This is a genomic window from Geomonas sp. Red32 (assembly GCF_023652955.1).
GTDB lineage: Bacteria > Desulfobacterota > Desulfuromonadia > Geobacterales > Geobacteraceae > Geomonas.
Genome location: NZ_JAKLOY010000003.1, coordinates 461,689 through 474,385 on the forward strand (window position 1 = coordinate 461,689; position 12,697 = coordinate 474,385).

The window sequence follows — 12,697 nt, forward strand, 5'->3', positions numbered from 1 at the left end:
AGCATTATCCCTCGGAGGATCAAGCAATGACTGAAGTCTTCGTAGTAGACGCCTTACGCACCCCGTTCGGTTCCTTCGGCGGCATGCTGGCCGATGTACCGGCCCCGGAGTTGGCAGCCACCGTCATGAAAGGCCTCCTTTCCAAAACCGGCCTCGCCCCCGAAGCGGTGGACGAAGTCATCGTTGGCCAGGTCCTCTCCGGCGGCTGCGGCCAGGCACCCGCGCGCCAAGCGATGCGCGCTGCTGGTCTCCCCGATTCCGTCCCCGCCCTGACCATCAACAAAGTCTGCGGCAGCGGATTGAAGGCCATCATGCTCGGTGCCGACAGCATCCGCCTCGGGGAATCCGAGATCGTGGTCGCCGGCGGTATGGAGAACATGACCCTTGCCCCCTATCTCCTCAAGAAAGGGCGCAACGGCTACCGGATGGGGCACGGCGAACTGCTCGACCTGCTGATCTACGACGGGCTCCAGGACCCCTACACCGGCCGCCACATGGGCGAGATCGGCGAAGACAGCGCCCTCCGCACAGGTATCACCCGCGAGGACCAGGACACCTTCGCTGCCCGCTCCTATGAACTGGCCCGCCAGGCCCTTTCCCAGAGCATCTTTTCCAGCGAGATAGTACCGGTGGTGAAAAAGGGGAAAAAGGGCGAGGAGATCGTCTCCTTCGACGAGGAGCCGCTGAAGGGCGATCCGGCCAAGCTGGCGCAGCTCCGTCCCGCCTTCCGCAAGGACGGCACCATCACCGCCGGAAACGCCTCCTCCATCAACGACGGCGCCGCTCTGGCCCTTCTGGCCGGCGAGGCCGGAGTGAAAAAGCATGGACTCGTCCCCCGCGGCCGCATCCTCGCTTCCGCCACCGCGAGCCTCCATCCCGATCACTTCCCGGAGGCACCGGTGGCGGCCATCGAAAAGGTCTGCCGCAAAGCAGGCCTCTCCGTGGGCGAGATCGACCTCTTCGAGATCAACGAAGCCTTCTCCACCGTCCCGCTCATCGCCATCAAACAACTGAAACTTCCCCTGGAAAAGGTGAACGTCAACGGCGGAGCCTGCGCCATCGGACATCCCATCGGTGCCAGCGGCGGCCGCCTGGCCGCCACCGTCGTGCGCGAGCTCCACCGGCGCAAAGAGCGTTTCGGCCTCGCCACCCTCTGCATCGGCGGCGGCGAAGCCGTAGCGGTAATCTTCGAGCGGGTTTAAGACACCCCCATCCAGACTCTCACCCTCTCCCCCCTCGCCCGTGATCCCAGGGGAGTGAGATGTTCCTGCGCCGCAGGCCACAGGTCCCCCCCTTTGCGAAGGGGGGACAGGGGGGATTTTAGCCCAAGGGTGAAGCTGGAAAGTAAATTCGAGGGCCAGGGTGAGGATGGGGCGAGGCCTTTAAGGAGGGAACAAGATGATCACCGCCCCTGTCCGCTGCTGGTGAAGATGGTCAACGCTGGCCACCTCGGCCGCAAATCCGGCCGCGGTTTCTACACCTACTGATATTTGCCATCAGCCACCATGGCACAAAATAAGGTCATTAAACGGGGGGGGATCATGAATTTCGAACTGAGTCAGGACCACAAAGTGTTGCAGGACAGCGTGAGGGATTTCGTCAACAAGGAGATCAAGCCGATCGCCATGCAGATCGACGAGGAGCACGCCATCCCCGACGAGCTGGTAAGGAAGATGGCCGAGATGGGCTTTCTCGGGAGCTACCTCCCCGAGGAGTACGAGGGCGCCGGTCTTGACATGCTCTCCTATGCCATCGTGGTCGAAGAAGTCTCCAAGGCCTGCGGCTCCAGCGGCGTGCTGATCTCCGCCCACACCTCGCTGGCCTGCGGCCCTATCTACACCTTCGGCAACGCTGACCAGAAGAAAAAGTGGCTCCCGGACCTCAACACCGGCCGCAAGATCGGCTGCTTCCTCCTCACCGAGCCCGACGCAGGCTCCGACGCGGGCGCCACCGCCACCACCTATCGCCGCGAAGGCGACCATTTCGTCGTCACCGGCTCCAAGATCTTCATCACCAACGGCGGCTACCGCGGGACCGGCGTGCTGTTCGCCACCCGCGACAAGAGCCAGAAGCACAAAGGGGTCTCCGCCTTCATCATCGACCTCGAGAGCCCCGGCGTAGAGATCCTGAAGAACGAGAAGAAGCTCGGCATCAGGGGGAGCTACACCACCGCGTTTGCCCTCGACGAGGTCCGCATCCCGGTGGAGAACCTCTTGGGCGAAGAAGGGCATGGCTTCAAGATCGCTATGGATACCTTGAACGGCGGCCGGATCGGTATCGCCTCCCAGGCGCTCGGCATAGCAGGCGGCGCCTTCGAGCGTGCGCTCGCCTACTCGAAAGAGAGAAAGCAGTTCGGCCACCCGATCTGCGACCTGCAGTCCATCCAGTTCAAGCTCGCCGACATGTGGTCCAAGATCGAGACCAGCCGCCTGGTGACCTACAAGGCCGCCTGCCTGAAAGACCAGAAGAAGAACTACACCATGGAATCCGCCATGTCCAAGATGCTCGCCTCCGAGGCCGCCACCTTCGTGGCCAGGGAAGCTATCCAGATCCACGGCGGCTACGGCTTCATCGCCGACTACGAAGTCGAGCGCATGTACCGCGACGCCAAGATCACCGAGATTTACGAAGGGACCAACGAAATCCAGCGCGTCGTCATCTCCAAGATGCTCCTGTCCTAGCTCCCGCCATACATGCTGTTAAACAGAAAGGGTGGAGACCGGCTCTCCACCCTTTCACTTTGTACGCACACCATCTTGGACCGATATTGAGATCCGGCCCGCTTTCGATGAAGCGGTCATGAAGGTCGAATTGCCGTTCGGCAAGTCAGCCGCCACCCTTTGTCATTCCAACCCCATCCGCTGCAGGGCATCCCGCACCGGCTGCGAAGCGTTCTCGAGGGCAGGCTTAACGCCGAGCTTTTCCAGACAGGAGAGCCAGACGGTGAGCAACTGGCAGCCGGCGTCGTCGATTTCGGTCACCCCTTTGAGGTCGAGTACCGAGAAGGTAGGGTACGGCAGGCACTCCTCCGAAACGGTGAAGATCGGGTGCCGCTTGAGCGCCGTCGCCTGCTCGAAAACATGGTCGATGGTCCATTCGCCTTCCAGGTAGTAGCGGCTTGATTCCTCTCTCATGTCTTTCTCCTTGCGGGCCGCAGATGGCTTGCCTCCGGCCTGGTGGTCTCAACCTTCCCCGGGGTGTTCAAGTTCCGCTCCCGTCGTGAGTGGGAACGAGAAAATAAACCGGCAGCACGGAGGCCGCCGTTGGCAACTTCCCGTAACGGCTGGCATTTGGAGGGGGACAGAACCTAGGCGGCAAGGGGAAGAGGGGAGGGGGGGCTTCCCTCATGAATGTGCGGAAAGTGTGGCATGCCACAGCGCCGGCGCCCCACTTTCGTGGCATGCCACACCCGGTGGCCGCAGGTTGTGGACAATTGGCGACGAATGAAGGCTAAAGGAGCTGGGAAGATCGCCGAAAAGAGAGAAAACGCCGGTAGTTCAAATGATTCCAGGAAGACAGCGAGGGGGCAGCGACGCCAGTGGTTCCTCAGATATTGATAGTCGATGACGAAGCGGCCATCAGGTCGTCTCTGGCCATAGTGCTCGAGCCGCTTGGCTACGTGGTGACCCAGGCCGCCAACGTGGCCCAAGCGCAGTCGCTCGTGAGCGCCCTCGAGTACGACCTCATCCTGACCGACATCGTCATGCCGGACGGATCCGGGCTCGACGTGCTGCGGCTTTCCCGCAGCCAGCAGGAGCTCTGCCCGGTAGTGATGATCACCGGCTCCCCCGGGGTGGAGAGCGCCTCCGAGGCGCTCAGGCTCGGGGCCTTCGATTACGTCTCCAAGCCGGTCTTCCCGGAACAGATCGTCCACGTGGTCAGGCGCGCCTTGGAGTTCCGCAGGCTTTCCCAGGAAAGAGAACGCTTCCGCAACGACCTGGAGGCCATCTTCACCAGCGTGCGGGACGCGATCGTCTCGGTGGACCGCGACCTGCGTGTCGTCAGCCTCAACTCCGCGGCCACCGCCATCTGCGGCATCGCCCGCGACTCGGCCGGAAAATCCTTCTACGACCTCGAGCTTCCCTGCGGCAGGAAATGCCGCGGTCCCCTCGAGACCGCTATCCATACCCGCCGCCCGGTGGAAACCCGCTACTTCAAGTGCCGGGGCGCTTCCGGACTCGACGAGCAGTACGTGAGCGTCTCGGTCGCCCCGTGCGGCCCGAGCCGCGGCCAGGCGGGGGGCGCGGTCATGGTGGTCCGGGACGAGACCTCGCTCTACCGGCTGGAAAAGAGGCAGCAGCCCCGTTCCTCGTCCTTTGGTCTCATCGGCAAGAGTCTCCAGATGCAGATGGTCTATTCGATGATCGACCGGCTGGCGGGGGTTCCCTCGACGGTGCTCGTGCAGGGCGAAAACGGCACCGGCAAGGAGCTCATCGCGGCGGCCCTGCACGCAAACGGCGGGCGCGAAGGGCGTCCCTTCGTGAAGGTGAACTGCGCCGCCATCGCCGAGACCCTGCTGGAGAGCGAGCTCTTCGGCCACGTGCGGGGAGCCTTTACCGGAGCCGTGCGCGACAAGATCGGCGTCTTCGAGAAGGCCAACGGGGGGACCCTCTTCCTCGACGAGGTCGGGGAGATCTCCCCGCAGATGCAGGTCAAGCTTTTGAGGGTGCTTCAGGAGCGGGAGTTCGTGAAGGTGGGGGGATCGGCGCCGGTCAAGGTCGATGTCCGCATCGTCGCGGCGACCAACAAGGAGCTCGCCCGCGAGGTGGATGCCGGGAGGTTTCGCCAGGATCTCTACTACCGGCTCAAGGTAGTCGAATTGACGGTGCCCGCGCTTCGGGACCGCAGCGAGGACCTGCCGTGTTTGGTGGAACACTTTGTCCGCAGGCTCAACGCCAAGCTGGAGCGGCAGGTCGCCTCCGTGTCGGAGGAGGCCATGCGGCTATTGTCCCGCTACCGCTGGCCCGGCAACGTCCGCGAACTTGAACACGCCCTCGAGCACGCCTTCATCATGTGCGGCACCCGGATGATCCTTCCCGAGCACCTCCCCGAGGTGGTCAGGGGCTCACTCGCGCCCGGCGACCTCCTCCCCATGCGGGAAAGGATCGCCGAGGCACTCGCCAGAAGTGGCGGCAACAAGTCCCGCGCCGCCCGCACCCTCAACATCGACCGCAAGACCCTCTACCGGAAGATGCGCGAGCTCTCCATCGCCGAGCCCGGCTCCTGACCGCGCCGCTCTGCCGCGTACCCGCACATCCGGCCGCTTCGGCCCCTCCCTCTATCCCGCCTTCCCCAGGATCTCCCTCACCTGCGCCACCAGCCTTGCGCTTTGGATCGGCTTGTGCTGGACCACGGCCTTGATTCCCCGGTCCTCCAGGATGTCGTGGTCGTAGCCGGTCAGGAAGATGACCGGCAGGGAAGGGTTGATCATTCTCAGCGCCTGGGCGGTTTCCATCCCGTTCATTCCGGGGAGGATCATGTCGATCACCGCCAGCGCGATGCCGGGATTCCTTCGGGCCGCCTCCAGCGCCTCCTCCCCGCTGGCCGCCCCCCTCGCGCGGTAACCGGAAAAGGTGAGGGTCTGGGTGAGTGCCAGCCGCACCGCGTCTTCGTCCTCGACCACCAGCACGAGCTCACCTGTCCCGAGGCGCTCCGTCATCCGCGGGAGCTCGTCCGCCGCCTGCTCGGCTTCCGCCACCGGTATGAAGATCCGGAACTCCGTTCCCCCCGCCGCGGGCGACTCCACCGTGATGCAGCCGTTCATCCGCTGCACGGTCCCGTAGATCATGGCCAGGCCGAGACCGGTTCCCTTGCCAACCTCCTTGGTGGTGAAGAAGGGCTCGAAGATCCTCCCCCTGATCTCTTCCGGTATGCCGTGCCCGGTGTCGCGCAGGCTAAGGAGTGCGAAGCTCTGGCCGACGGCCTCGCAACCGTGGGGGAGCAGCGAGGCATTTTCGATTCTTTGCGTGCTGATGGTGATGCTCCCGGGCCCCTTGATGGCGTCCCGGGCGTTGGTGACCAGGTTGAAGATGATCTGCTGCACGAGACCGGTGTCCCCCGAGATCATCAGCGGTTCGGCGCTGGTCGTGGTGTTGATGACGATGTCTTCGGTGACCAGCCGGGTGGCGAGCTTGCGGCTTTGCTGGACCACCTCGTTCAGGTTCAGGAAGCTGAGCGCCACCGGCGTCTTCCGGCTGAAGACCAGCAGGCCTTTGGTCAGCGACGAGCCGTGCTCGACCGCCTTGCAGATCTCGTCCAGGTGCTGGGTCTCGACGCCACGGCTGCTGTTCTCCAGCGACTGCAAGAAGGCGTTGCTGGCGATGATCTGCATGATGTTGTTGAAGTCGTGGGCGATCCCGCCGGCCAGCTGCCCCACCGCCTCCATCTTCTGCGACTGCCTGAGCTGCTCCTCCATGGCGCGCTTGTCGGAGATGTCCTCCTTGATGGCCATGTAGTGGGTGACCTCCCCCGCCTGGTCCCTGATTGGGGAGACGATGTCGTGCTCCCAGTAGGTGGTGCCGTCCTTTCTCGTGTTGCAGAAGTCTCCCCGCCAGACCTCCCCGTCCTCGCAGAGGCTTTGCCAGATCGTCTGGGGGTTGCGCCCGATCATCTCCTCGGCGGCGTAGCCGGTCATCTCCGAGAAGCGCGGGTTGACGAATTCGACCGCCCCTTTGCGGTCGCTGATGACGATGCCGGTGGGGCTCTGGTTGACGGCGACGTAGAGCTTGCGGAGGGTCTCCTGGGAGGCCGCCAGCGCATTCCTGGTTTTCAGCTCCTCGGTCACGTCGGTCAGCATCATCTGCAGATAGCAGGAGGGGCCTATGGTGAGGATCTCAGCGGAACAGAGGACCTCCGCCACCTCGCCCGACTTCCTTTTAAGCCGCAGCGGTTCGTTGAGCATCCGCCCCTTTTCCCTGAGATGCTTGACGATGGCGGTCCGTTGCACACCGCTCATGTAGATCCCGGCTTCCCCGCCGCTCCTGCCGATCACCTCCTCGCGCCGGAAGCCGAAGATCTCCAGCCAGACGTTGTTCACCTCGAGCAGCCGCCCGCTCTCTATCTCGCCGATGGCGATCCCGACCGGGGCATTGTCGAAGATGCTTCGAAACCTCCTCTCGCTCCGGGTGAGGGACTCTTCCGCCGCCACCCGGGCCCGGTGTTCCGCCGCCTCGTTCAGCGCCCGCGTGATGGAGGGGGCGAGCCGGGCGAGGTTGTCCTTGTGGACGAAGTCCGCCATCCCTCCCTTCAAAAACTCGACCGCCTGTTCCTCCCCGACGCTCCCCGAGACGAGGATCACCGGGAGGCCGGGATGGCGCCCCTTGATGGTCTTGAGTGTCCTCTCGAACTCCATGTGCGGGACGTTGTAGTCGGCCAGCACCAGGTCCCAGCTCTCCTCCAGCGCGGCCGTCATCTGATCGGGGGTGGAGACCCAGGAGATGGTGGGGGAAAAATGCGCCTCGAGGTGGCGCTTCATCAGCTTGAAATCGGTGAGGCTGTCTTCGATGATCAGGATGCGTAGGGAGTCCATGTCGCCTCGACGGGGGCCGGTCAACCGTCGGCCGCCCCTTGAGATAGTGTCCTGGCTGGATATTCGTTATTGCCGTGGCTGCGGTTTGCTCATTGCGCGGGGGATAGGGGGGATGTTGCAGTCATGGTTTTTCCGTCCGATGGATGAATCTATACCATCAAAACGATGACTTCGCTACTAAGGGCGGGATAAAAACAAGATTATCTCTGATTTAGAATAAGGGTATGTCTGAGTGATTGCCAAAGCCATGACACCATCCTCGCTGGTTCAGCAAGATGGCTCGCAGAGAGGTGCTCCCTGCTGTCTTCTTCCGGGACACTGCCAACTACTGCCGACATCATCTGAAGTCGATCATCACGACGGCAGCGGCAACCGCCGCCGCAGCCAGGGCAAAGATCGCCCACCTCGTTACCGGTCCGGCAGGCACTTTATTCCCGCCCATCCAGCCGGGAACCACAATCATGTAGTACAGAGCGAAGAGAACGGGAACTGAGGCCATGGTCACGGCGATCTTCCGCCCGGTCGACGAAAGGTGCGGAACGACGAGCGCCAGGGAAACTCCCACCAGGCAGAGGAGGATAGGGACCTCCAAGAGGTAGCCGGCTTGCGTCCAATCCTTGTGGGGAGACTCTTTCTTCATCTGCGGCTCCGGTTCAACCTTGCTCCTTCACCAGCCTCAATTCCAGGCGGCACCCCAGTGCCCGTGCGTATTTTCGTAACGTGGCAAGGGAGGGAGAATGTTTACCGCTGCCGGATTCGAGACGAGCCACTGCTGACTGGGTAGTTCCGATCCGCTTGGCCACTTCCGCCTGAGTGATACCTGCTTCGGCACGTGCTTTCAGGAACTCGTCGAGGATGGCAAATTCTTCAGCTAGTTTGTCGTATTCATCCCGTACATCCTCTCGTTCGAGCGCACGAGCTTTTAACTCTTCATGGCTGAGCATTTTACCTCCTTCATCCTGCCCCGTGCCGTCGCGAGCTCTTTTGACGGCGTCTTCTCAGTCTTCTTTATGAACTGGTGTAGCATAACAATCTTTTTACCTACCACTGTGCAATAGAAAACACGTGCTATTCCTTCTGGTCCTCTCACCCGCAACTCAAATAACCCGTCGCCCATCGGCCGTGTGTGCGGCATACCGAGGTCGGGCCCGTGAACCAGCATACGGTCTGTGCACCTGAGAAAGCGCGCCAGGAGACCTGACGGCAGGCCAAGGATGTCCTGTTGAAGTGAATCACTATAGTAGCTGATGGTCCAATTCATAGGCATTATAGCGCATTTGCTATATTTGGTCTAGGGGGACGCGTCTGTCTCGAAGATCCGCTGCAACCGGCTTCGTACTTCTGCTCGAAGCCTCCCCCTCACCCCTCAGGCGTCACCTGGCAGGGGAGGGGGAGGGTGAAGTAGAAGGTAGCGCCGCGGTCCACTTCCGCCTCGGCCCATACCTCTCCGCCGTGGCGGTGGATGATGCGCTGGACCGTGGCGAGGCCGATGCCGGTCCCCTCGAACTGCGAGGTCGTATGCATCCGCTGGAAGGCCCCGAAAAGCTTTTCGGCATGAGCCATGTCGAAGCCGGCACCGTTGTCCCGGACGAAGAAGGCCCTGTCCTCCCGTTGCCCTTGAACGCCGAACTCGATGACCGCCTCGCTCCTTTTCGACGTGTATTTCCAGGCGTTGGTCACCAGGTTCTGGAGCACGGAGCGGATCAGCACCGGATCGGCCACCGCGGGCGCGGAGTCGGCGATGACGAAGGTCACCGCCCGCTCCGGCTCGGTTTGCGCGAGCTCCTGGGCCAGTTCCCGCACGTAGATGCTGAGGTCGATCGGCACCGTGCGAAGCTCCCCCCGGCTTATCTGCGCGAGCGTCAGGAGCCCTTCGACCAGCTCCTGCATCTTGGCGCTGCAGGTGCCGATCTTCTCCGCATATTGCACCCCCCTTTGGCCCAGCGAGCCCTCCCCCTCCGCCAAAAGGAGGGCGACCATGGCGGTGATGTTGCGTAGCGGCGCCCGGAGGTCGTGCGATACCGAAAAGCTGAAGGACTCCAGCTCCTTGTTGGCCGTCTCCAGCGCCGCCCGCTGCCGCATCAATCCCGCGTTCAGGCAGGCTATCTCGAGCTGCCCCTTCTTGCGGCTCTCCACCTCCTTTTGCAGCGCGCTATTGGCCCGCTCCAGCTCGACGGTCCGCTCATGGACCCGCTGTTCCAACTCCAGGTTGAGGTTGCGGGTGATATCGTAGGCGAGCTTTCTAGCGGTTATATCTTCCACGAATCCTTCCACACAACGGATCTCCCCATTCTCGTCCCGCACGGTGCGCATGTAGAGGTTGGCGAAATACCTGGTGCCGTCCTTGCGGCGGTACTCGACCTCGTCGCGCACGAAACCGCTGGCCGTCCGCACCGTCTCGACGATCCGGAACCTTTCTTCCGGATGGACGAACAGCTCGCTGGCGATGTCGGAAACGCCGCTAAGCATCCCTTCGGGGGTAGGGTACCCGAACATCGAGGCGAGCTCCGGGTTGACACGGAGGAAACGCCCCTCGACGCTGGAGCGGAAAATGCCGATGGGGGCGGACTCGAAGAAATGGCGGTACTCCTCCTCGGAGTTGCGTAAGGCGCTTACCGTGCGGTTGCGGGTGGCTACCATCGCCGCCACGACGAGGGTGGCCGCGGCGGTCACCCCGATGTACATCTGGAGAAAGAGAAGGGCGCGCTCCGGATGCCCGGCGGCGAAGTGCCCATAGCCGTTGAGGGTCCATAGGACCGCGCTCGCCATGACCAGCACGAGCGCTACGGCCGCCTCGAAGCTCCCCAGGCGGAACGCCGTCCAGAAGAGGATGGGGATGAAGAGGTATTCCAGCGGCAGGTCCAGGCGGAAGGAGACGATCTCCACCAGCGCGAGCCCCAGGAGTGCCGCGGCGGCCTCCATCGCCTTCCGCCCGGACCAGCGGGGAAGGGGCCTCTTGGGCCAGTTGAGGATCAGCGGCGTGAAGAGCAGGGCTCCCACCACATCCCCAACCCACCAGGTGAGCCACACCTCGCTGCTCTCGGGCCAGTCGTTCACCATCATGTTCAGCGCGAAGGTCCCTACGGTGGCGCTGATGAGGGGACTGGCCAGGGCGCCAAACAGGATGAAGCGGAGGGTGTCCGCCAGCCTGTCGAAGGTGAAACGGTACGCGCTGCCGCACCGGATAAGCCAGCTTGCGGCCAGCGCTTCCAGGGTGTTGCCGCCGGCGGTCGTCACCGAGAAAAGGACGGAGGAAAGGAGGGAATGGTCGCCCGGAGCGGCGGCGTTGGCGAGGAGGGCGCCGGCAAAGATGCCGGGCCAGATCCGGTACCCGTAGATCAGGCAAGCGGCCAGCGCTATCCCGCTGGGGGGCCAGACCGGGGTCGCGTTGGTATGAGGGATGGCCAGCAACAGACCGACTTTGGCGGTCAGCAGATAGGCCCCGGCGACGATGAGGTGGTTAAGTGGCTTCATGTTGTTCCGGGCAGCATGGGATGTGGCACGGGGACACCTCTACTTTAGCGCTCGGCCTGACGGTCTCCATTAGTTTATCTCATCGGCTCCGTTAATAAAGGGGGCCTTTCTGCCGCGGAAGCTCATCGCCAATCGGCAAAAAGAAAGGGTGGGGTGCCGAGGCACCTCACCCTTTCGTGGGCAGTGTAGTAGTGGGGAGCGTCCTAGGGAAGCTCGGTCTCCCCCATCAGGAAGCGGTCGCACTCGCGGGCAGCGCCGCGCCCTTCGTTGAAGGCCCAGACCACCAGGCTCTGGCCGCGGCGGCAGTCGCCGGCGGCGAAGACGCCGGGGATGCTGGTCGCGTACTTGTTGTACTCCGCCTTGATGTTGCTGCGCGGGTCGCGCTCGAGGCCGAGGGCGGCCGGGAGCTCCTGCTCGGGGCCGAGGAAGCCCATGGCGAGCAGCACCAGGCTGGCCGGACGGACCTTTTCGGTCCCCGGTACCGGGGCCGGGACGAACTGCCCTTTCTCGTTCTTCTCCCACTTAACCTCGACGGTGTGGACCGCGGTGACGTTGCCGTCGGCGTCCCCTTCGAACTTGGTGGCGGTGGTGAGGAACACCCTCGGATCGGCGCCGAACTTGGCGGCGGCCTCTTCCTGACCGTAGTCGACCTTGTGGACCTTCGGCCACTCCGGCCAGGCGTTGTCGGCGGCGCGGGTGTCGGGGAAGCGGGGCATGATCTCCAGCTGGGTGACCGACGTGGCGCCGTGGCGGAGCGAAGTGCCGACGCAGTCGGTGCCGGTGTCGCCGCCGCCGATGATGATGACGTCCTTACCCTCGGCGGAGATGAAGTCGCTCCCCCCCTTGAGTACCGCCTTGGTGTTGGCGGTCAGGAAGTCCATGGCGAAGTGGATCCCCTTGAGCGCTCTCCCCTCGATCGGAAGGTCGCGGGGGAGGGTGGCGCCGGTCGCGAGGACCACGGCGTCGAACTCGCTCTTAAGCTTCTCCACCGGGTAGTCGGCCCCGCCGATGTTGGTGTTGCAGGCGAAGGTGATCTGCTCCTCCTCCATCAGCTTGATGCGGCGCAGCACCACCTCGCGCTTGTCGAGCTTCATGTTGGGGATGCCGTACATCAAAAGCCCCCCGGGGAGGTCGGCCCGCTCGAAGACGGTCACCTGGTGCCCCGCCTTGTTGAGCTGGGCGGCCGCGGAAAGTCCGGCCGGGCCGGAGCCGACCACCGCCACCTTCTTGCCGGTCCTGACCTGCGGCGGATTGGGAACGATCCAGCCCTCCTTCCAGGCGCGGTCGATCAGGCTCACCTCGATGTTCTTGATGGTGACCGCCGGCTCGCTAGCCCCCAGGGTACACGACCCCTCGCAGGGAGCCGGGCAGACCCGCCCGGTGAATTCCGGGAAGTTGTTGGTCCGCAGAAGTCTGGTCACCGCCTGTTTCCAGAGGCCGCGGTAGACCAGGTCGTTCCACTCGGGGATCAGGTTGTTGATCGGGCAGCCGCAGGCCATGCCGCTCACCAGCATCCCGGTGTGGCAGAAGGGGATGCCGCAGTCCATGCAGCGGGCCCCCTGGGTGCGGAGATTCTCGTCGGGCATGTGCAGGTGGAACTCGTTCCAGTCTTTGAGCCTATCCAGCGGCTCGCGGTCGGCCGGGAGCTCGCGAAGGTATTCCATGAATCCGGTAGGTTTTCCCATAGCTCTTTCC

The 12,697-nt window shown here is 63.4% G+C and carries 11 protein-coding genes; 4 read left to right on the plus strand and 7 right to left on the minus strand.

What is annotated here, in order from left to right:
- Window positions 1-26: 26 nt before the first annotated feature.
- The 3 genes from L4X63_RS11350 (at window position 27) to L4X63_RS11360 (ending at window position 2,681) form a co-directional block, all read left to right on the plus strand.
- Complete coding sequence (locus tag L4X63_RS11350) at window positions 27-1,202, plus strand: thiolase family protein (protein ID WP_250678743.1); 1,176 nt, start codon at window positions 27-29, stop codon at window positions 1,200-1,202.
- A gap of 129 nt (window positions 1,203-1,331) precedes the next feature.
- Window positions 1,332-1,487 (plus strand): 3-hydroxyacyl-CoA dehydrogenase family protein, encoded by a 156-nt coding sequence (locus L4X63_RS24020; RefSeq protein ID WP_502799909.1) that lies wholly within the window; start codon window positions 1,332-1,334, stop codon window positions 1,485-1,487.
- Window positions 1,488-1,541: 54 nt separating this feature from the next.
- On the plus strand, window positions 1,542-2,681 hold the full coding sequence (locus tag L4X63_RS11360; protein WP_250678744.1) for an acyl-CoA dehydrogenase: 1,140 nt from the start codon (window positions 1,542-1,544) through the stop codon (window positions 2,679-2,681).
- Window positions 2,682-2,843: 162 nt separating this feature from the next.
- On the opposite strand, the gene L4X63_RS11365 is transcribed toward L4X63_RS11360, so the two are convergent.
- A complete protein-coding gene (locus L4X63_RS11365; protein ID WP_250678745.1) occupies window positions 2,844-3,134 on the minus strand; it encodes an STAS domain-containing protein in 291 nt (96 codons plus the stop codon).
- A gap of 419 nt (window positions 3,135-3,553) precedes the next feature.
- Here L4X63_RS11365 and L4X63_RS11370 point away from each other — a divergent pair, with 419 nt between their 5' ends.
- Window positions 3,554-5,227 carry a sigma-54 dependent transcriptional regulator gene (locus L4X63_RS11370; protein ID WP_250678746.1) on the plus strand — a complete coding sequence of 558 codons (1,674 nt, stop codon included), beginning with the start codon at window positions 3,554-3,556 and terminating at the stop codon, window positions 5,225-5,227.
- Window positions 5,228-5,278: 51 nt separating this feature from the next.
- On the opposite strand, the gene L4X63_RS11375 is transcribed toward L4X63_RS11370, so the two are convergent.
- The 6 genes from L4X63_RS11375 to L4X63_RS11400 all read right to left on the minus strand — a co-directional run bounded on the left by L4X63_RS11375 (window position 5,279) and on the right by L4X63_RS11400 (window position 12,687).
- Window positions 5,279-7,528 (minus strand): PAS domain-containing hybrid sensor histidine kinase/response regulator, encoded by a 2,250-nt coding sequence (locus L4X63_RS11375; protein WP_250678747.1) that lies wholly within the window; start codon window positions 7,526-7,528, stop codon window positions 5,279-5,281.
- Window positions 7,529-7,865: 337 nt separating this feature from the next.
- Complete coding sequence (locus tag L4X63_RS11380; protein ID WP_250678748.1) at window positions 7,866-8,168, minus strand: hypothetical protein; 303 nt, start codon at window positions 8,166-8,168, stop codon at window positions 7,866-7,868.
- Window positions 8,169-8,181: 13 nt separating this feature from the next.
- Window positions 8,182-8,472 (minus strand): helix-turn-helix domain-containing protein, encoded by a 291-nt coding sequence (locus L4X63_RS11385; RefSeq protein WP_250678749.1) that lies wholly within the window; start codon window positions 8,470-8,472, stop codon window positions 8,182-8,184.
- The gene (locus L4X63_RS11390; RefSeq protein WP_350339186.1) at window positions 8,451-8,795 is read right to left on the minus strand and encodes a type II toxin-antitoxin system RelE/ParE family toxin; all 345 of its coding nucleotides are present in this window, start codon (window positions 8,793-8,795) and stop codon (window positions 8,451-8,453) included. Before L4X63_RS11390 ends, L4X63_RS11385 begins: the two co-directional genes overlap by 22 nt.
- 92 nt (window positions 8,796-8,887) lie before the next feature.
- Window positions 8,888-11,002 carry a sensor histidine kinase gene (locus L4X63_RS11395; RefSeq protein WP_250678750.1) on the minus strand — a complete coding sequence of 705 codons (2,115 nt, stop codon included), beginning with the start codon at window positions 11,000-11,002 and terminating at the stop codon, window positions 8,888-8,890.
- A gap of 203 nt (window positions 11,003-11,205) precedes the next feature.
- Entirely contained in the window at window positions 11,206-12,687 is a 1,482-nt protein-coding gene (locus L4X63_RS11400; protein WP_250678751.1) for a glutamate synthase subunit beta, read from the minus strand.
- Window positions 12,688-12,697: the final 10 nt, after the last annotated feature.

Excerpts from the sequence above, each read along its gene's own strand:
- L4X63_RS11360 (WP_250678744.1), top strand. The coding sequence starts at position 1,542 with ATGAATTTCGAACTGAGTCAGGACCACAAAGTGTTGCAGGACAGCGTG.
- L4X63_RS11350 (WP_250678743.1), top strand. The coding sequence starts at position 27 with ATGACTGAAGTCTTCGTAGTAGACGCCTTACGCACCCCGTTCGGTTCC.
- L4X63_RS11395 (WP_250678750.1), bottom strand. The coding sequence starts at position 11,002 with ATGAAGCCACTTAACCACCTCATCGTCGCCGGGGCCTATCTGCTGACC.
- L4X63_RS11365 (WP_250678745.1), bottom strand. The coding sequence starts at position 3,134 with ATGAGAGAGGAATCAAGCCGCTACTACCTGGAAGGCGAATGGACCATC.
- L4X63_RS11390 (WP_350339186.1), bottom strand. The coding sequence starts at position 8,795 with ATGCCTATGAATTGGACCATCAGCTACTATAGTGATTCACTTCAACAG.
- L4X63_RS11385 (WP_250678749.1), bottom strand. The coding sequence starts at position 8,472 with ATGCTCAGCCATGAAGAGTTAAAAGCTCGTGCGCTCGAACGAGAGGAT.
- L4X63_RS11400 (WP_250678751.1), bottom strand. The coding sequence starts at position 12,687 with ATGGGAAAACCTACCGGATTCATGGAATACCTTCGCGAGCTCCCGGCC.
- L4X63_RS11375 (WP_250678747.1), bottom strand. The coding sequence starts at position 7,528 with ATGGACTCCCTACGCATCCTGATCATCGAAGACAGCCTCACCGATTTC.
- L4X63_RS11380 (WP_250678748.1), bottom strand. The coding sequence starts at position 8,168 with ATGAAGAAAGAGTCTCCCCACAAGGATTGGACGCAAGCCGGCTACCTC.